This is a genomic window from Halorubrum sp. CBA1229 (assembly GCF_003721435.2).
Lineage (GTDB): Archaea > Halobacteriota > Halobacteria > Halobacteriales > Haloferacaceae > Halorubrum.
In genome coordinates this window covers 902,544-920,799 of the sequence record NZ_CP054585.1, presented here as the reverse complement: position 1 = coordinate 920,799, position 18,256 = coordinate 902,544, and the positions used below count along the sequence as shown (strand labels likewise).

The following is an 18,256-nucleotide window of genomic DNA, read 5'->3' as shown; positions in this document are numbered from 1 at the left end:
CGCGTTCTCTTATAAGGCGAACTGCACTGCCGAGTAGATCCCGTAGCCGAGCGCGAGCGCCCCAACGAGCGAGCCGATCCACGCAAGCACCGTGTACCCCATCTTCGCCCGGCTCACGCCCGCGTCGCCGGCGGCGTAGCCGGCGCCGACGATCGCGGAGACGATGATCTCGTTGAACGAGACGGGGATCCCGAACGCGACCGCGGTCTGCGCGATCGCGAACGAGGGGATGAGCGCCGAGATCGACCGCCGCGGCCCCATCGAGGCGTAGTCCTGCGAGATCGCCTTGATCATCCGCGGCGCGCCGGTCCAGGAGCCGGCCAGCAGGCCGACGCCGCCGCCGACGAGCAGCGCCCACAGCGGGATGCCCGCCTCGCCGACGAACAGGGGGACGAGCGGTCCGATCGCCAGTCCGACCTGCGACCCGCCGGCGGAGAACGCGACGAGCCCTCCCATCGCCAACAGGAACCGCCGCTGGGCGCCCGCGCGGTCGCGGCCGAGGTCGAGGTACACCGCTGCGGCGACGCCGGCCGCCACCGCGGCCGTGACGATCGGCGTGCCGATCGACCCGACCCCGAGCACGGGGCCGAGCGCCTGCGAGAGCGACGCCTGCTCGCCCGGCGGGCCGAGGAGCGCGAACCCGACGTTCGCGACGAGCGCGCCGACGATCCCCGCGAGCGCCGCGGTGAGCCCCCGCTCGGGGAACAGCTCTCCGGTCAGCGACCGCGCGACGGCGTAGGCGATCCCGCCGCCGACGAACGGGGTGAGCACCCACAGCGTGAGTATCTCCCTGTACTTCGGCCACGCGGGGTCCCCGCCCATCGCGAGGCCGACGCCGACGACCGCGCCCGTCACGGTGAATGCGGTCGCGATCGGATACCCAGCGAACACGCCGAGCGCGACCAGCCCGGCGGCGGTGACCAGCGCGATAATGGCCGCGCCGGCGGTGAGCGTGACGCCGCCGATCAGCTCGGTGCCGACCGCCTCGGTCACGTTCGCGCCCTGTAACACCGCGCCGAGCAGCCCGAGGACGCCGACGATCAGCCCGGCTCGCATCACGGAGATCGCGTTCGCCCCGACCGCCGGTGCGAACGGAGTCGATCCCGACGAACCGGCGCCGATCGACCACGCCATGAAGAGGCTCGCCGCGCCGGCGACGCCGAGGGTGAGGACGGTAGCGACGACCATTACCGCTGGCCGTCCTCGTACCCCTCGCGGAGCCCGGTCAGGGTGCGCCGGACGAGCAGAAACCCGAAGAAGAAGAGCCCGAGCAGGGCGACGAGAATAATGACGAACATCGGTTCTACCGAGAGCATACAGTCGAATCCGTCGGAACGGTGTTATGCGTTTCGGCAGCCGCGTCCGTCGCCGGGGCTCGGCGGTGACTAAAACGCGTTTTTGTCCCTAAGCTAGGTATAAGATGTCACCGCCGTAACGTGGAGACGCGACCCCCCGCTTCGGCCCTCTCCCCCCGCGATCGCCCGCGTCGGTCGGATCCGGTGCGTCGACGACCGCTTCCACTCCCCCCTGCCCCCTCCACCGGACGTCCCGGATCGCCGACGCGGGTCGGCCCGCGGGGCGTCGCGTCCCGCCCGCTCTCCCCCCGCGGGCGGCGTTTTCTCACGGCTCGATCCGGAACGTCTCGAAGACCTCGCCCTCGGGCGTGACGAGTCGCCCGTCGAGCGCGGTCGCCGCGTCCGGGTCGTGCTCTGCGCCACTCCCTTCGGCGGCCGGTTCCAGCTCGGCGTGGGCCGGGCGATTCCCCCGCGGCTGCGCGTGGCTCCCGGGATTCAAGATGGGGAGGCCGCCCGAGTCGTCGAACCGCGGCCGGTGGCTGTGGCCGCAGACCACGGCGTCCGCGTCGCGCCCGCGTCCGAGCATGACCAGCCCCGTGTCCCCGCTGCGGTGGCGGTGGGTGACCGCGAACCGGACGCCCGCGTACTCGACCGTGCGGACCTCGGGGAGCCGGTCGCGGATCGCGGCGTCGTCGTTGTTCCCGTACACGCCGCGGAGGCTCCGGGCCGCTGACTCGAAGGCGTCGAGCACCGGCTCGCGGTAGAAGTCGCCGACGTGGACGACGAGGTCGGCCTCGCGTACCGCCGCCGCGGTGCGCCCCTGCAGCTTCGACTCCTCGTGCGAGTGGGTGTCGGAGACGACGACGAGCATTCTGTACCCTTCGTCAGTGCGCGCTCGGTTTAAAAAGAGCGCCCCGGGACGGCGATGTCGATTTATAACTGAAGGCGGCTGCGGTGGCGCGCGCCTCCGAGTGGCCGACAGGCCACGAGGAGCGCCGCGCGAGGGACGCGGCGACCGTAGGGAGCCGCGAGGCTGGGGAGGCGTGAGGCTGCGGTCGGGTGGGACTCAAAGGGGCAGTCACGAGGACGGCGGAGGCGACGCACGCACTGCAGGGAGCGAACGAAGTGAGCGACCGAAGCGCACAGCGAGCGTGCGCCGTCCTCGTGACTGGGGCTTTAGAGGTGGTCACCGTCGATCCAGTATCGCTCACGTATAACTGAGCGGTTGAGGTCTCGGAGGCGGTTCGTCCGCCACTGCTAGCGCCAATCGCTTATAAATAACCGAGATCACACGCCGTAATCGAAACGACGACTCCGACAGAACCGACCTATTCCTCTAACGAGAGCGACGCGAGCAGCGACTCCAGCTGGACCTGCTCGTTGGCGCCCTCGGCGATGCGGTAGTCGGCCTCGCCGATCCGCTCCATCAGCGCGACCGCCTCGCGCTCGCTCAGGTCGAACTCCCAGACGGAGCGGTGGAGCTGGTCGATCACGTCGCCGCCGGCCATCCCGGTCTCCGTGAGGAGGGTGTCGAGGGTCGCCCGCGCCCGCGAGAAGTCCCCCTCCAGCGCGTTCGTCACCATCGACTCGATCTCCTCGGGCCGCGCGGTGGCCGTGATCGCGTACACCGCCTCCTCGTCGACGACGTCGCCGGTCGTCGCCGCCGCCTGCAGCGAGTTGATCGCGCGGCGCATGTCGCCGTCGGCCGCGTACACGAGCGCGTCGACGCCCGCGTCGGTCACCTCGATCCCCTCCGCCGCGGCGATCTCGCGGGTCTGCGCGGCGACGGCCGCGTCCGAGAGCGGCGAGAAGCGGAAGACGGCGCAGCGCGACTGGATCGGGTCGATGATCTTCGACGAGTAGTTACACGAGAGGATGAAGCGGGTGTTGTCGGAGAACTGCTCCATCGTGCGGCGAAGTGCTGACTGAGCGTCATCCGTGAGGCTGTCTGCCTCATCAAGGAACACGATCCGGAAGTCGCCGCCGAACGAGGAGCGCGCGAACCCCTTGATCCGGTCGCGCACCACGTCGATGCCGCGCTGGTCGGAGGCGTTAAGCTCGAGGAAGTTGCCGCGCCAGTTGTCCTCACCGTACACCTGGCGGGCGATGGCGGTTGCCGCGGTGGTCTTTCCTACGCCGGCAGGACCACTGAAAAGAAGGTGCGGGATGTCGTCCTGCTCGATGTAGCTCTGGAGCCGCTCGACGATCTCCTCCTGCCCGTGGATGTCGTCGAGCGACTGCGGCCGGTACTTCTCGATCCAGATCTCCCGGCCGGTCGCGGTCGCAGCCGTCTGCTCGTCGGCCTCGCTCATGCCGGATCGGAGGGCCGGCGGGGTGATAAACGAACCGAGAACGGACCGCGCTCGGGCCGATCTCTTCCCCCACGCGGCCTACATCCGTCGCCGGATCGTCTCGCGGAACGCTCCCGCCGCGTCGGCGTCGGCCTCCGCCTCCCGCAGGCGAGCGGTCGCGTCGCGCTCGGCGTCGACGTCAGCGTCGACGTCGATGTCGGCCTCGGGCGCGAGCACGACCGCCGCGGCGCCCGTCGCGACGGTCTCTGTCCGCCAGTCGACGTAGCGCTCGCCGATCCACGCCGGCAGGTCGGCGCGCAACACGGCGTTCCGCCAGGCGAACTCCCGGACCCCCTTCAGTCCGAGCAGGGCCAGGCGGTCGTCGAGGGGATCGAGCAGCCGGTCGATCCCCGCGATCCCGATCGCGGCGTACGCCTCGACGAGCGCGTCCTGCGCGGTCTGGACGAGCCGGGCGAGGACCGCGTTTATCCGGTCGTGGTCGGCGCGCTTGGCGTCGCGGTCGGGGTCGATACCCACGTCGCCGAGGGTGTAGGTGAGGTCGTAGGTGATGTGCGCGTTGATGCCCAGCAGGGCGTCCTGCGCGACGAGCGTCTCGCCCCGCGCCGCGGCGGCGAAGGCGATCACCCACGGGCGCGGCAGCGACTCGAACGCCCGGCGCTCGAACGCGACCAGCGCCCGGCGGTAGCGCTCCGCGAAGGCGACGAGGTACGACGCGGCCCACTCGGAATCGATGAACGCGCCGTCGTCGATCGCGTCCCGAACGGTCGCCGTCATCCGGCTGTACACCGTGAGGAACACCGCGCGCCGGTCGCCGCGCTCGCGGAGGTACGACTCGGTCCGCGCCAGTCGCTCGTCGACGTCGGCGACGGACGCGAACGGGGTCGAAACGAGATCGAGCAGCGCGGGATCCGGCTCGTCGTCGGCCAGCTCCGCGGCGATCGCCTCGGCGTCGACGTCGACCGTCCGCCGGATCCCGGTGAGCAGCGCTCTCGCTTCCTCGGTGGTCGGGACGGTGGCGCGGATCGGGATCATCGTGCGTCGACGGCGGGCGCCGTCTGACCGGCCGATACTCCGCCGAATTAAAAGAACGTTGCTACCGGATCAGGCGGTTGCTGCCGGACCGGAAGGGTGCTGCCGGACCGAGAGCCGACGCCGCCTACGCGAACTCGTCGGTGAGCTCGGGGACGACCTCGAACAGGTCGCCGACGATGCCGTAGTCGGCGATGTCGAAGATGGGCGCGTTCGGGTCGGTGTTGATCGCGACGATCGTGTCCGACCCTTTCATGCCGGCGACGTGCTGGACCGCGCCGGAGATGCCGACCGCGATGTACACGTCCGGCGTGACGACTTTGCCCGACTGCCCGACCTGCCGGTTCTTCGGGAGCCAGCCGTTGTCGACGATCGGTCGGGAGGCGGAGAGCGTCGCGCCGAGCGCGTCGGCGAGCCCCTCGACGAGCTCTAGATTCTCCTCCTCCTCGATGCCGCGGCCGACCGAGACGAGCACGTCGGCGTCGGCGATGTCGACGTCGCCGCCCCCGACCTCCTCGAAGCCGGTGACGCGCGCGCCGGACTCGGGCAGGTCGACCTCGACCGACTCGACCGTCGCGTCGCCGACGCCCTCGGCGGGCGCCCACTCGCCGCCGCGGACCGTGAGGACGTGGCGGTCGCCGTCGACGTCGACGGTCGTCTCCACCTTCGAGCCGTACATCTCGCGGACGACGGTGAGGCCGCCGTCGTACTCGAACCCGGTCGCGTCGGTCACCAGCGGCAGGCCGCGGTCCTCGGCCACCGCGGGAGCGTAGTCGAGGCCGTTGACCGAGTTCGGCGCCACGACCGTGGCGGCGTCCGTCCGGTCGAGCAGCGCCGCGATCGCCGCCTGGTAGACGTTGTGGTCGAACTCCTCGCCGTTCCCAACGGTGTGGATCGCGTCCACGCCCTCGCGGTTCAGGTCCTCGGCGAAGGCGTCGACGTCGCCGGCGATGACGGCGACGTGGAGCTCTCCGCCGCGCGCGTCGGCGAGTTCGCGGCCTGCCGTGATCGCCTCGTAGGAGACGTCGCGGAGCTCCCCGCGGCGGTGTTCGGCGACGACGAGCACGTCCGCCATCACGCGCTCACCCCCTTATCGCGGAGGACCTCAGCGAGGCGTCCCGCGGCCTCGCCGGCGTCGCCCTCGATGATCTCGGCGTCCGACTCGCTCTCGGGCTCGTACATCGAGGTGATCGCGAGCGCGCTCTCCACGTCCTCGGCGGTCAGCCCCAGATCGCCGAGGTCCTTCGCGTCGATCTCCTTGCGCTGGGCCTGTCGGATGCCGCGCAGGCTCGCGTAGCGCGGCTCGTTGAGCCCGGTCTGAACGGTCAACACCGCGGGGAGGTCGACGTCGGTCAGCTCCTCGACGCCGCCCTCAAGCTCGCGGTGGACGTGGGCGACGCCCGCGTCCGCGTCGACGTCGAGGTCGTTGACGACCGCGGCGTGTTCGAAGCCGATCCGTTCCGCGAGCGCGACGCCAGTCGCGCCGAACCCGGTGTCGGCGGCCTGCACGCCGCCGAGCACGAGGTCGGGATCCTCGGCCTCGACGACGGCCTCGAGGGTCGAGACCTTCGCGGCCACGTCGGCGAACCCCTCCTCGAAGGCGTCGTCCCAGACGCGGACCGCGCGGTCGGCGCCCTTCGCGAGCGCCATCCGGATCGTCTCCTCGGCGCGCTCCGGGCCGATCGTGACGGTGACGACCTCGTCGGCGATCCCGGCCTCCGCCAGCTGGACCGCGGCCTCGACCGCGTAGTCGTCCCACTCGTTGAGGTCGTACTCGAGGTCCGACGCCGCGATGTTGGTCCCCTCGATCGCGAAGTCGTCGTCCGCCTCCGCGACCTCCTTAACGGTCACCAGAACTTTCATGATCGATACTCGGTCGTTCGCCCTGTAAGGGTTTTCGGAACGCCTCACCCGCCGCGAAGAGTTGGCGTCGGTCGGGGCCGATATCGGTGTCCGGACGACGGCCTCGCTACCGGTCGCTGCGGCCGATGCGGCCGCCGTCGTCTGCATCGCTGCCGCCCGTATCGCCGGTGCTGCCGCCCGTGTCGTCGGTGCCGCCGCCCCTGTCGCCGTTTCTCCCGTCATCGTCGTTCCCGTCGGGAAGCGAGATCAGATTCTCCCGACCCAGGCGGAGCTTCTCGACGCGCCCCTCGTCGGCCATCGCCGACAGGAGCTGCGAGACCTTCGCGTCGGACCAGCCGGTCTCCGTGACGATGTCGGCCTGCCGCATCCGCCCGCCGTTCTCCGCCAGGAGCCGCTCGACGCGCTCCTCGTCCGAGAGCAGCGAGGGGTCGTCCGCGGGCTCCGTCTCCCCGTCCGCGTCGCTCCCTCCGTCAGGGCCGGAGCCGGCGGTCGCGGCCGCGCCCGGCGCCGCGTCGGCGCCGGCGTCCGTCCCCTGTGTGTCGCCGTCCGTGCTCGTCGCGCCGTTCGCGCCGTTCGCTCCCGCCGCGCCGCCGGTGTCACCGCCCCTCCGTCGATAGCCGACGATGCTCCCAGCGATGAGTAGCGCTGCGACGACGATCGCGGCGGTGAGCATCTCCCACGGGGGGCCCACCGCACCGGTCGGCGCGTACACGACGGCGACCTGCTCGTCCTCGCCGAACGTCCGCGGCCCCTCGACGATCACGGCGTTATCGCGGAGCGGGACGGTGGCTCCGGGCGTCCCGGTGACGGTGTACCCCTCCGGCGTCGCCACCTCCAGCGTCTGTCCCTCGCCGAGCGACCGGAGCCACGTCCCCTCCGGCGTGGTCAGCGCGTCGCCCAACACGAGGTTCTCGCCGTCGGTCCCGAGGAACTCCGTCCAGACGAACGTCAGCCGGAGCTCGCCCACGGCGGCGGTCTCGTCCTCCGCGATGTCGAACTCTGACGGGTCTTCGTGGACGATCACCTCGCGGTCGACGTCCCGGATCCGCATCGTCCGGTCCACGTTCCGACTGGCCTCCCGCGCGAACCCCTCGAACAGCGCCGGATCGGGGCCGACCTCGCCGTTGAGGAACCGCTCGCCGGCGGTCTCGAAGGCGCCGACCTCCGTCTCGTCGGCGAGGGCGTACCTGACGGACACCTCCCACCGCGCGTCGCGGTCCGGCGTCGGTTCGATCCGGATCCGCGTCGCCGTGTTCGGGTCGAAATCGGAGTCGATCTGTCCGACGGGGGTCGCGGTCGGTTCGGGAGGCGTCACCGCGAGCGGCGCGTCCGTCGGCTGTCCGTGTGAAAGCGCGGCGTCTGACGCGGGCGCCGGCGGCGTCGTCACCGCGGCCCCTGCGACGGGCGCCACGCCGCCGCCGACGAGGAGGAAGGCGAACAGCGAGACGAGGAGGACGCGAGACGGGGGGTTCCGCATGCACATCGGTTCTCTCGTGGACCGGGCAAAACGCTTTCCATAGCCGGTTTCGCCGTCCCCGGCGGCCACCGACGCCTCGTCGCTCCGTGCCGCGCGTCCGTTGAGGTGGATTTTTTATATCGGGAAGAGAACCCATACGTGATGAGAGCCCTCCCGGTCGTCGTCGCGGTCCTCCTGCTCGTCGTTCCGGTCGCGGGGGCGATATCCCCCGCCGCCGGGTCCGAGTCTCCGGCGGTCGTCCAGGCTTCCGGACCAGTTGCGGTCGACTCCGCCGATCCGGTCGTGGTCGACCCGGTCGCGGTCGGTTCGGCCGACCCGATCGCTCCGTCCCGGCCGCAGACCGGCCCGTCGCAGATCGACCGAGCGAACCTCACCTTCCGGACGCTCTCCGCACCGGCCGACGCCGATCCGCGGGTCAGCAGCGCCCTCCGCGGCGCGAACCTCGGCCCGGCGCTCTCCTTCTCGGTCGACGACGCCGACGCCGCCGCGGAGACCGCGGCGGTCGTCGACCGGATCGAGAACGCCGAGACGAACACGGAGCGACAGCGCCTGATCCTCGCGGCGCTCAGTCAGGTCGAGCGCGACGAGGTGAGCCTCAGCAGCCGTCAGTCGGACGTGTTCAGCGCGCACGCGTCCGGCAACCTCTCCGACCGAGAGCTCCTCAACGAGCTCGTCCGCATCTCCGCCACCGCCCGGGAGTACGACCACCGGCTCGAAGAGATCGACGCGCTCTCAGAGGAGACCGACGGCTTCAGCTCGCCGACCCGGCTCGACGAGCTCCAGGTCGCGCTCCAAGTGTACGAGGGCCCCGTCCGCGACCTCGCGCTCTCGACCGCCCGCGGCGAGCGCTCGGCCACGGAGATTCACGTCGAGTCGACCGCGAGCTCGGTCACGCTGGCGGCGATCGTCGACGGCGAGTACGTCCGCGAGACGTTCCGGTACGACCGCTGGGACCGCGGCGGCGGCCCGATCAGCAACGACCGGGCGATCGAGGTGACGACCGAGTCGTACCCCGAAACGGCGGCGCTCCGGCAGCCCGACGCGTTCGGGGCCGGCGCGGTCCAGCGGATCACCATCCCGCACGAATACGGCCTCCTCCGCACCTTCGTCAGCGGCGGGACGGAGCGGGTGTTCGTCGAACACCAGCGGATCGACCTCGACGACTTCCCCGATACCGAACGCGTCGCCGCGACCGGCGACGGGTTCAACGTCACCGTCGAGCGGAGCTACGTCGGCGGGCCGGTGACCGTGACCGTCCTCGACGAGGAGACGGGCGAGCCGGCCCCCGACGTCACCGTCACGAAGAGCGTCGGCGGCGGCGACAGCAGGGCGATCGGGAACACGAACGACGACGGCGTCGTCCGCACGCTCTCGCCCGCGGAGTCGTACCGCATCACCGTCGTCGACGAGCCGCGCGTCGTCGTCGTCGACGGCCTCCGGCCGATCCCGACGCCGCGGCTCGTCGACGACGAGTAGCGCCGTTCGGAGCCGACTCGCTCGATCTCCCCGACGTTTTTATCCGATACCGCGGCCAGCCGCCCCGTGCCGCTCGACCGCTCACCGCCGCTCCCATGTCTCTCGTCGCTTCGCGACGCCCCGAGCGCCGCCCGCCGCTCCGACCGTGCGATCGCCCCGGTCGCCGGCGTTCTCCTGCTCGCGATCACCGTCGTCCTCGCGGGCGGCGTCGTCACCGTCGCCCTCGGCTCCCCCGCCGAGCCTGTCCAGCCCGCCCCGACGGCGTCGCTGTCGCTGTCGGCGACCGACGATCGGGTCACCGTCACGCACCGCGGCGGCGACGCCCTCGACGCGAGCGAACTGGACGTGCGCGTCACCGTCGACGGCGAGCCGCTCGCCCGCCAACCGCCGGTGCCGTTCTTCTCTGCGGCGGGGTTCCGGCCGGGGCCGACCGGCGCGTTCAACGCCGCTAGCGACGGGGACTGGCGGGTCGGCGGGTCGGCGTCGTTCCGAGTCGCCGGGACGAACGATCCGGTCCTCGAGCCGGGCCGCACGGTCGCCGTCGAGATCTCGGTCGACGGGCGGCCGGTCGCGACGCTGGAGACGGTCGTCGAGCCGGGGTAGAAGAGCGCTGGCGTCTCCCGCTCCGCGCGCTACTCCTCGGGGACCTGCGCCACCGTCGTGATCGCTCGCGGGCTCCGCGGGGTCGCCCGCTGGATGTGGTGTTCGAACGCGTCGTAGCCCGCCGCCTCGAACATGCGGTCGGCCTCCTCCTCGTCGTAGAAGAGCATGATCGCGTCGGCGACCCGCTGGAGGACGCGGTTGTGCGGGTAGTCGGGACCGACGACGAGCACCTGTCCGCCCGGCTTCGCGACGCGGCGCAGCTCCCGGAGCCCCTCGACGGGGTTCGGCCAGTACTCGATCGAGCCCGACGACCAGACGACGTCGAACGTGTCGTCGCGGAAGGGGAGCCGCTCCGCGTCGCCGCGGTAGAAGTTCACCCGGTCGTGTTTGCCGAACTTCTCGAACGCCTTCTCCATCTGGTGGACGCTCTGGTCGAGCCCGTGGACGTCGTCGGCGTGTTCGAGCAGCCCCTCGGTGCCGAACCCGGTCCCGCACCCCACGTCGAGCACCTTCGGGTCATCGCCGAACTCCAGCCAGGAGAGCGCCTCCGCGCGCATCTCTTCGTTCCAGTTGAACCGGTTGACCTGGTCGTACACCTTCGAGAGGTACTTGTAGAACAGGCGGGCGTTCGACTTGTCCTCGAGGATCCCCATTTACCGTTCCGTTGGGCCGCCCGCCCCATAACGACACGGATCCGCCACCGCGTCGGGGTCGGCACGAGACCGACGAGGACTGGGTTGACGCGAGACCGACGAGGACTGGGTTGACGCGAGGCCGGCGAGGACTGGATTGACGCGAGATCGACGAGGGTGGGGTCGGCGCGGGCACCGGCGCGGTCGTGACCCGGTCCGACCCGCTTATCCGCCCGCCGACCGATCCCCGCGTATGGACCCGACGACGAGCGGCCGGTTCCGCGTGCACGACCGGCGGCCGCGCCCGGACATCGAAGACGACCCCGACGCCGATGTCGCTGATCTCGATACCGACACCGCCGACGCCTCGGAGGAGTTCGTCCTCGTCGAGCTCCCGGAGGGACCGGTCGACCCGACGGCGCCCGACGCCGAGGAGCAGTTCGACCCCCTCTACGCGACCGCTGAGGGGTACGAGGACGAGCTCGCCGAGCGCGTGGCGTCGCTAAAGCCCGGCTACGTCGTCGACGCGACACTGGCGTGGACGGACGGCTCGGCGCGGTTCGACGAGGTCGAGGTCGTCCGCGAGAGCCGGTTCCGGTTCGCCGACGGCGTCGAGGGGATGTTCGAGGCGGCGGTCGAGACGTGGGAGCAGATTCGCGCCGCGGGCGAGGCCGTCGGCTCGATCACGACCCGGTCGAACGACGGCGAACCGAACGGGGCGCTGTACCTGTTCGCCGACGCGCCCGGCGGCGACGCCTTCGCAGACCTCCGGGCGGGGCGGCTCCCTGTCGAGCCCCTCATCGCACGCGTCAACGAGTCCCGCGAGGACGACGACCCGCGGGAGGTGTTCGTGCTGCGGCCCGCCGCCCACGAGTTCGTCGCCGTCTACGTCGTCTTCGACCGCGACGGCGTGCTCGCGCAGACGGTCCGGGACACGTACGACCTCGGCCCCGGGCTGGCGGCGGGGCTGGAAGCGGGCGAGTTCGAGGCGGCGAAGGCGGACGACGGCGGAACGCTCGATGGCGGCGTATCGGAGGGCGGCGACGCCTCCGACGACTCTGATGACTCCAACGACTCCGACGACTTCGACGCGCTCGATCGCTTATAAACCGTCTCGTCGCTTTCCTCGGCCGTTACAACCAGTCGGCGTCCGGGTCGACCCGCCCGTCCGGGGTCTCGCCGTTGAGGACGGCGGCGACGTCGGCCGCGCCGCTCCGGTTCAGGTCGTCTCTGGCCTCCTCGCTGTACCACGCCGCGTGGGGCGTGACGACCGTGTCGTCGCGGCCGACGAGCGGGTCGTCCTGCGGCGGCTCCGCGGCGAGCACGTCGAGGCCCGCGCCCTTGATCGCCCCGGATTCCAGCGCGTCGAGCAGGGCGTCGCCGTCGACGACGGGCCCCCGACTCACGTTGACGAGGACCGAGTTCTCGCTGAGCCGCGCGAGCGCGTCGGCGTCGACCATCTCGCGCGTCGCGTCGGTCAGGGGCGCGTAGACGCCGACGTGGTCGGCGCGGTCGAACAGCCCCTCGAAATCGACCTTCTCGACGCCGTACTCCCCCATCTCCTCGGCGTCGACGAACGGGTCGTGGGCGATCAGCTCCGCGTCGAAGCCGGAGAGCTGCTCGGCGGCGCGCTGCGCGATCGGGCCGAACGAGAGCAGCCCGATCGTCGACGCGCTCACGCGGCGGATCGGCCGCCCGGCCTCCCAGTTCCAGCTGCCGGCGGCGACGTCGTCGTCGTACGCCTTCAGCGACCGCAGGCAGGCGAACAGCAGCGAGACGGAGTGGGTCGCCACCTCGTCGGTGCAGTAGTCGGGGACGCGAGTGACGGTGACGCCCTCGTCGGCCGCGGCGCCGACGTCGATGTTGTCGACGCCGACCGCCGACCTGACGACCACCCGCAGATCGAGCGCCGCGAGCGCCTCGGCGGTGACGGGCGTGTTGATGTCTGTGACGACCGCGTCGGCGCCTGCGGCCGCCTCGGTCACCCGCTCGGCCGACCCCAGGTCGGCGACCTCGATCTCGACGGGCTCGTCGACGCGCTCGTCGAGGACCTCGCGGTACGTCTCCGGGTCGATCATCGCGAACGACGACAGGACGACTTTCGCCATGCCCCCGCTTTTCTCCCCTCTCACTTTATCTCTGTTATTGACGTAGTTAGGCCCCTGAAACGTCTATTTTCGATCGTGATGTTCCGGCGGCGGCGATCGGGCGCCGCGCCGTTCCGGAGGCTCTTTGCGCGCCGGGCGGCTACGTGCCCCCGTGACCGACGACAGTTCGACCAAGCCCCCGATGCTCGTCCTCCTCGAGTCGCTGGCGTTCTACCGGAACGTCCGGATCGGTCTCGTCGCGGGCGCGGGTCTCGCGCTCCTGTTGTACCTCGTCCGGATGCTGGAACTGCTCGGTCCCGTGATCGACACCCGGGAGTACCCGCTGTTCGGCCCGGACGTCTGGTACCTGTTCCTGGCGTTCGTCTTGGCCGCGACGTTCGCGCTGTTGGTCGCCGTCGCGCTCACGATCGCCGAGGCGGTGCGGGGAGCCGGCGAGGCGTCGACGGATCGGCCGGAGTGAGGAACAGAGCGGCGTGGCTCGGATAAGGACGGAGCGGGTCGAGCGAGGATAGAGCGGGTCGAGCGAGGATAGAGCGGGTCGAGCGAGGATAGAGCGGGTCGAGCGAGGATAGAGCGGGTCGAGCGAGGATAGAGCGGGTCGAGCGAGGATAGAGCGGGTCGAGCGAGGATAGAGCGGTCAGAATGACCCGGAGACCGACGCATCGCTCGGCGGCGCGAACGACCGGGATATCGGCGAGTCGGTCGAGTGCGGACCGGTGGGTGCGGGCTCAGTCGGCGGTACAGGAGGCGTCGCTCTCCTCGCCGGTGAACTCCTGTGCGGGCTCGGTGAGCTTGTAGAGGTTCTGTCTCGCGTCCGCGAAGTAGACGTCCTCGTCGACGACCCCGATCCCCTCGAGTCGCTCGAGGGCGTACCGAACGGTCCGTGCAGACAGCATCGACTCCTCGACGATGCCTTTCTGTGTCAGCGGGCCGTTGTACTCGAGCACCTTGAAGACGAGTTTGGCGCTCGGTGGGAGGTCGTCGAGCCCCTCCGTTTGGGTTCCTTCCATCGTTACGATTCGAAACCGCACATCGTCATAAATGTTGATGGCCCACGCCCCCGATTCGGCGATTTTGTCGCAAAAGACGGCTTATATTGCCGGTTAATTCGTTGACAACCAGCAACATAATCCGGAATACCCCGGATCGACTGACCAGTCAGTCAGCGATGTGGCTCGCGCGCGCTCTCCGTCGGCGCCCGTCCAGTCGGCTTCCGTCTCGGTTCGAGCCGACCCCTCGACTCGATCGCGCTCGGCGGGCGGAACGAACGGCTTTTCACGGGCGCTCGCGGATCCGTTGGTATGAGCGACGACTCGGGCATATCCGGCCACGCGCGCGGCGTGGTCGTCACGACGATCTGCTGTCTGGCGGGGATCGCCGCCGGCGTCGTCTCGGCCGCGTACGTGGGGACGACCGTGGCTGCCGCCCAGAGCACCACGGTCGTGCTGGTCCTCGGCGCGTTCGTGCTCGCCCAGTACCCGCTGTACAAGGTCATCGGAATCGGCGACTTCGGCGTCAAAGACAACCTCTACGTGGCGTTCCTGACGTTCACGCTGTGGTTCATCAGCTACACCGTGCTGGCCACGTCCGGCGTGCAGCTGGTGGCGTAAGATGGCGGACGACAGCATCGCCGTGGTCGACCTCGATCGGTGCCAGCCCGACCGGTGTAACTACGAGTGCGCGAACTACTGCCCGCCGAACCGGACGGGCAAGGAGTGCATCACCGAGCGCGGCGAGGACGCGGTCGAGGGCGACCCGGACCAGATCCACATCTCCGAGGAGATCTGTCTGGGCGAGACCTGCGGTATCTGCGTCGAGAAGTGCCCGTTCGACGCGATCGAGATCATCAATCTCCCCTCGGAGCTCGAGGAGGAGCCGGTCCACCGCTACGGCGAGAACGCCTTCTCGCTGTACGGGCTCCCGACCCCGGAGCCGGGCAACGTCACCGGCATCCTCGGTCCCAACGGGATCGGGAAGTCGACGGCGGTCCACGGCCTCGCCGGCGAGATGGTCCCGAACCTCGGCGACCACGAGGGCGAGGCCGACTGGGACCGGGTGCTCGACCGCTTCCGCGGCACGGGGCTCCAGAACTACCTGAAGTCGCTGAAAGAGGGCGACGTGAGCGTGGCGCGCAAGCCGCAGTACGTCGACCAGATCCCCAAGCAGTTCGACGGCAACACCCGCGAGCTGTTGGAGCGCACCGACGAGCGCGGCGCGCTCGACGAGCTGATCGAGCGGCTCAACATCGCCCCGGTGATGGACCAAGACATCGACTCCATCTCCGGCGGCGAGCTCCAGCGCGTCGCCATCGCGGCGTGTCTGGCCCGCGACGCCGACTTCTACTTCCTCGACGAGATCACGCCGTACCTCGATATCGGCCAGCGGATGATCGTCGCCCGGCTCATCCGCGAGCTGGCCGACGACGACGACACCGAGCGCTCGATGCTCGTCGTCGAGCACGACCTCGCCATCCTTGACCTCCTCGCCGACACCCTCCACGTCGCGTACGGGGAGCCGGGCGCGTACGGGGTCATCACCGACCCCAAGTCGGTTCGCAACGGGATCAACGAGTACCTGAAGGGGTACCTCGACAACGAGAACATGCGGATCCGGCCCTCCGCGATTACCTTCGAGGAGCACGCCCCCCGCGTCGCCTCGCGCAGTGAGACGCTGGTCGAGTACCCCGACCTCTCGAAGTCGTACGGCGATGGCGAGTTCGAGCTCCACGTCGAGGGCGGCGAGATCAACCACTCCGAGGTGCTCGGCGTCGTCGGCCCGAACGGGATCGGGAAGTCGACGCTCGCGAAGCTGTTCGCGGGCTCGCTGGAGCCCGACAAGGGGTCGCTCGACTTCGCGCTCGACATCGCGTACAAGCCGCAGTACGTCGAGATCGACCAGCCGATGCGCGTCGACGCGTTCCTCTCCTCTATCACCGACGAGTTCGGCAGCTCCTACTGGAACACGGAGATCGCCCAGCCGCTCCAGCTCGACCGGATCATGGAGCAGAACCTCACGGACCTCTCCGGCGGAGAGCGCCAGCGCGTCGCGATCGCGGCGTGCCTCTCCGAGGACGCCGACCTGTTCCTGCTCGACGAGCCCTCCGCGCACCTCGACGTCGAGCAGCGGGTCCGGGCGACGACGGCGATCCGCCGGTACGCCGAGAACCACGACGCGACCGTCATGGTGATCGACCACGACATCTACATGATCGACCTGCTGGCCGACCGCCTGATGGTGTTCGACGGCGAGCCGGCCGAGCGCGGGCACGCCGCGCCGCCGCAGGACATGCGCGACGGGATGAACGAGTTCCTCTCCGACCTCGACATCACCTTCCGCCGCGACGAGCGCACGGGGCGCCCCCGGATCAACAAGCCGGACTCGCAGCTCGACAGCAAGCAGAAGCGCGAGGGCGAGTACTACTACTCAGCCTGAGGCGACGCGCCGCCGCGCCCGCCGCCCCAGCGTCCCCGTCGGTCGATCCGCCGTATCGAAGCGATTAAGCACGGAACCCCCGAACGACGGGGTATGCAACACCTCATCATTCGCGGCGACCCCGACATCCGGCGGGACGCGGTGATCGAGTACGACGGCGAGGAGCTGGTCTGTTTCGGCATCAACGTGCAGGGCGGCTGGCACGGCCCGGACGAGCCCCAGCTCTGGTGTACCGTCGGTAGCGAGGACGAGCGCGAGGCGTACGACAAACGCGAGTACGTCCCCCACTGGCTCGACGTGGACGCGGTCGACGCCGAGGAGATCGAGGTGCTGAGCGAGAAGGGTCCGCTGTCGGTCTGAGGCCGCCCGCTGTTCTACGCCACGCCTCGCCCTACACCGGCGGGTCCGCCAGCCACGCCTCGCCCTACACCGGCGGGTCCGCCAGCCACGCCTCGCCCTACACCGGCGGGTCCGCCAGCCACGCCTCGATAGCGCCGGCCATCGCGCCGCGGCGGTGGATCGTCCCCGCTTCCGGGTCGACGACGGTGCTCTCCGTGCCGGGCGCCTCCCCGTCGTCGATCACCGCGCCGACGCCCTCGCGGATCCGGTCGTCGAGGTCGTCGAGGTCGGTGACGCTGCCGGTCCCGGAGACGTTCGCGCTCGTCGCGGTGAGGGGACCGGTCTCGCGGAGGAGCGCCCTGGCGACCGGTTGGTCGGGGACGCGGAGCCCGACGCGGTCGCTGCCGGCGGTGAGCGCGTCCGGGACCGCGTCGCCGCGCTCGACGACGACGGTCACGGGGCCGGGGAGGAACGCGCGGGCGAACGCGACCGCGAACTCCGTGGGGCGCGCGTAGCGGAGCGCGTCGTCGGCGCTCGCGACGCCCAGCGAGAGCGGGTTCGACCGGTCGCGGCCCTTCAGGTCGAACACGCGCTCGACGGCGTCGGGATCGAGCGCGTCCCCGCCGAGCCCGTACACCGTCTCCGTCGGGTAGACGACGAGCTCGCCGTCGGCGACCGCCGCGGCCGCGCGCCGGACGTCGTCTCGGCGGCTCGCGGCGTCGCGGCTGGGCTCCGGCTCGGATCCGGGGCGAGGCTCCCGATCGTCGGTGTCGTCCGTCACGGGCGTTCGTTCGGCCCCGGTTTAAAAAAGCATGACGTGTGTGGACGCCGCCGTCGCACGCGAGCGAGGCGGGATCGGCGGTTCCCGCGGACGGCGGTCTCAGTCGACGAGCCGGCCGATCGCGTCGCCGATCTCTTCGGCGTCGGGGAACTCGGGGTGCTCGCTCGCGACCCACGCGTACTCGACGGTGCGGTCGCCGTCGAGGAGGAACACGGCCGGGCGCGACTCCGTGATCCCGGTCATGCCGTCGATGTCGTGAGCGACGCCGTACTCCTCGATCACGCCCGCGCCGGGGTCCGAGAAGATGCGAACGCCCTCGCCGCGCTCGGCCAGCAGGCGCTTGTGGGCGTACGGCGACGAGATGGAGAGGCCGAGGACGTCGAGGTCGTCGGCCCAGCCGTGGTCGTCGATCGTGTTGTAGAGGTAGGTCGCCTGGAAGGCGCCGTCCATCGGGTGGAAGAGGAGGAGCGTCGGCCCGTCGACGGCGTCGTCGAGCGCGGTGTCCTCCCAGTACTCCTCGTTCACGAGGGGGCGGGTGAAGTCGGGTGCGATGTCGCCCTCGGCGACGTGGTCCGTCTCGGGCAGGGAGACGACGTCGAAGTCCGGCATCTTAGGCACCTCCCTCGTCGGCCGCGCGGCCCCCGTCGGTCGCCGCGTCCCCGTACGTCCCTTCGAGGTACTCCACGATGTTCGCGCTTTCGGACATCGTCACGCCGGTCTCGCGGTCGACGATCGCCGGGACGCTCCGGGCGCCGGAGACGCGTTTCACGACGTTCCGCTCCGAGTGCATCGGCTCGACGTACCGGGACTCGTACTCCAGCCCGAACCGGTTCAGGGTCCGGACGACGCGCTCGCAGAACGGGCACGCCTGCAGTCTGTACAGGGTGATCTGTGGATCCGTCATGGGCG

General features: G+C 70.5%; 21 protein-coding genes. 7 read left to right on the top strand and 14 right to left on the bottom strand.

What is annotated here, in order from left to right:
- Positions 1-9: 9 nt before the first annotated feature.
- The 8 genes from Hrr1229_RS04600 to Hrr1229_RS04570 all read right to left on the bottom strand — a co-directional run bounded on the left by Hrr1229_RS04600 (position 10) and on the right by Hrr1229_RS04570 (position 7,976).
- On the bottom strand, positions 10-1,188 hold the full coding sequence (locus Hrr1229_RS04600; RefSeq protein ID WP_123113980.1) for an inorganic phosphate transporter: 1,179 nt from the start codon (positions 1,186-1,188) through the stop codon (positions 10-12).
- The gene (locus tag Hrr1229_RS18125; protein ID WP_255212559.1) at positions 1,188-1,316 is read right to left on the bottom strand and encodes a hypothetical protein; all 129 of its coding nucleotides are present in this window, start codon (positions 1,314-1,316) and stop codon (positions 1,188-1,190) included. Before Hrr1229_RS18125 ends, Hrr1229_RS04600 begins: the two co-directional genes overlap by 1 nt.
- Positions 1,317-1,620: 304 nt before the next feature.
- Positions 1,621-2,166, bottom strand: coding sequence for a metallophosphoesterase (locus Hrr1229_RS04595; RefSeq protein ID WP_123113981.1), 546 nt, complete (start codon positions 2,164-2,166; stop codon positions 1,621-1,623).
- 457 nt (positions 2,167-2,623) lie between these two features.
- A complete protein-coding gene (locus Hrr1229_RS04590) occupies positions 2,624-3,607 on the bottom strand; it encodes a replication factor C small subunit (protein WP_123113982.1) in 984 nt (327 codons plus the stop codon).
- Between the two features lie 78 nt (positions 3,608-3,685).
- Positions 3,686-4,639, bottom strand: a complete 954-nt coding sequence (locus Hrr1229_RS04585; protein WP_123113983.1) for a DUF5995 family protein — start codon at positions 4,637-4,639, stop codon at positions 3,686-3,688.
- A 124-nt stretch (positions 4,640-4,763) separates the two neighbouring features.
- A complete protein-coding gene (locus Hrr1229_RS04580; protein ID WP_123113984.1) occupies positions 4,764-5,711 on the bottom strand; it encodes an electron transfer flavoprotein subunit alpha/FixB family protein in 948 nt (315 codons plus the stop codon).
- A complete protein-coding gene (locus Hrr1229_RS04575; RefSeq protein WP_123113985.1) occupies positions 5,711-6,499 on the bottom strand; it encodes an electron transfer flavoprotein subunit beta/FixA family protein in 789 nt (262 codons plus the stop codon). The genes Hrr1229_RS04580 and Hrr1229_RS04575 overlap by 1 nt, the downstream gene beginning before the upstream one ends.
- A 106-nt stretch (positions 6,500-6,605) precedes the next feature.
- Positions 6,606-7,976, bottom strand: a complete 1,371-nt coding sequence (locus Hrr1229_RS04570) for a helix-turn-helix domain-containing protein (protein WP_123113986.1) — start codon at positions 7,974-7,976, stop codon at positions 6,606-6,608.
- A gap of 141 nt (positions 7,977-8,117) precedes the next feature.
- Between Hrr1229_RS04570 and Hrr1229_RS04565 the strand changes: the two genes are divergently transcribed.
- Both Hrr1229_RS04565 and Hrr1229_RS04560 read left to right on the top strand, forming a co-directional pair.
- Positions 8,118-9,452: a hypothetical protein gene (locus Hrr1229_RS04565; RefSeq protein WP_123113987.1), complete on the top strand. Its 1,335-nt coding sequence runs from the start codon at positions 8,118-8,120 to the stop codon at positions 9,450-9,452.
- A 150-nt stretch (positions 9,453-9,602) separates the two neighbouring features.
- Positions 9,603-10,055, top strand: coding sequence for a type IV pilin N-terminal domain-containing protein (locus tag Hrr1229_RS04560; RefSeq protein WP_123114917.1), 453 nt, complete (start codon positions 9,603-9,605; stop codon positions 10,053-10,055).
- Positions 10,056-10,084: 29 nt separating this feature from the next.
- Here the strand turns inward: Hrr1229_RS04560 and Hrr1229_RS04555 are convergent, their stop codons facing one another.
- On the bottom strand, positions 10,085-10,708 hold the full coding sequence (locus tag Hrr1229_RS04555) for a methyltransferase domain-containing protein (protein ID WP_123113988.1): 624 nt from the start codon (positions 10,706-10,708) through the stop codon (positions 10,085-10,087).
- Positions 10,709-10,940: 232 nt separating this feature from the next.
- On the opposite strand from Hrr1229_RS04555, the gene Hrr1229_RS04550 reads away from it, so the two are divergent.
- Positions 10,941-11,795, top strand: coding sequence for a DUF6663 family protein (locus Hrr1229_RS04550; RefSeq protein WP_123113989.1), 855 nt, complete (start codon positions 10,941-10,943; stop codon positions 11,793-11,795).
- Positions 11,796-11,820: 25 nt separating this feature from the next.
- Here the strand turns inward: Hrr1229_RS04550 and Hrr1229_RS04545 are convergent, their stop codons facing one another.
- The gene (locus Hrr1229_RS04545) at positions 11,821-12,795 is read right to left on the bottom strand and encodes a C-terminal binding protein (protein ID WP_123113990.1); all 975 of its coding nucleotides are present in this window, start codon (positions 12,793-12,795) and stop codon (positions 11,821-11,823) included.
- Between the two features lie 181 nt (positions 12,796-12,976).
- Here Hrr1229_RS04545 and Hrr1229_RS04540 point away from each other — a divergent pair, with 181 nt between their 5' ends.
- Positions 12,977-13,255, top strand: coding sequence for a hypothetical protein (locus Hrr1229_RS04540; RefSeq protein ID WP_123114918.1), 279 nt, complete (start codon positions 12,977-12,979; stop codon positions 13,253-13,255).
- Positions 13,256-13,523: 268 nt separating this feature from the next.
- Here Hrr1229_RS04540 and Hrr1229_RS04535 read toward each other — a convergent pair whose 3' ends face one another.
- Positions 13,524-13,805 (bottom strand): helix-turn-helix domain-containing protein, encoded by a 282-nt coding sequence (locus tag Hrr1229_RS04535; protein ID WP_123113991.1) that lies wholly within the window; start codon positions 13,803-13,805, stop codon positions 13,524-13,526.
- 291 nt (positions 13,806-14,096) lie between these two features.
- On the opposite strand from Hrr1229_RS04535, the gene Hrr1229_RS04530 reads away from it, so the two are divergent.
- From Hrr1229_RS04530 to Hrr1229_RS04520, 3 genes are all read left to right on the top strand, one after another.
- Positions 14,097-14,405: a hypothetical protein gene (locus Hrr1229_RS04530; protein WP_123113992.1), complete on the top strand. Its 309-nt coding sequence runs from the start codon at positions 14,097-14,099 to the stop codon at positions 14,403-14,405.
- A gap of 1 nt (position 14,406) precedes the next feature.
- Positions 14,407-16,227 carry a ribosome biogenesis/translation initiation ATPase RLI gene (locus tag Hrr1229_RS04525; RefSeq protein ID WP_123113993.1) on the top strand — a complete coding sequence of 607 codons (1,821 nt, stop codon included), beginning with the start codon at positions 14,407-14,409 and terminating at the stop codon, positions 16,225-16,227.
- Between the two features lie 93 nt (positions 16,228-16,320).
- Positions 16,321-16,587 (top strand): HAH_0734 family protein, encoded by a 267-nt coding sequence (locus Hrr1229_RS04520; protein ID WP_123113994.1) that lies wholly within the window; start codon positions 16,321-16,323, stop codon positions 16,585-16,587.
- Positions 16,588-16,684: 97 nt separating this feature from the next.
- On the opposite strand, the gene Hrr1229_RS04515 is transcribed toward Hrr1229_RS04520, so the two are convergent.
- From Hrr1229_RS04515 to Hrr1229_RS04505, 3 genes are all read right to left on the bottom strand, one after another.
- Entirely contained in the window at positions 16,685-17,347 is a 663-nt protein-coding gene (locus tag Hrr1229_RS04515; protein ID WP_123113995.1) for an L-threonylcarbamoyladenylate synthase, read from the bottom strand.
- Positions 17,348-17,446: 99 nt separating this feature from the next.
- On the bottom strand, positions 17,447-17,956 hold the full coding sequence (locus Hrr1229_RS04510) for a redoxin domain-containing protein (protein WP_123113996.1): 510 nt from the start codon (positions 17,954-17,956) through the stop codon (positions 17,447-17,449).
- A gap of 1 nt (position 17,957) precedes the next feature.
- Positions 17,958-18,251, bottom strand: a complete 294-nt coding sequence (locus Hrr1229_RS04505) for a glutathione S-transferase N-terminal domain-containing protein (protein ID WP_123113997.1) — start codon at positions 18,249-18,251, stop codon at positions 17,958-17,960.
- Positions 18,252-18,256: the final 5 nt, after the last annotated feature.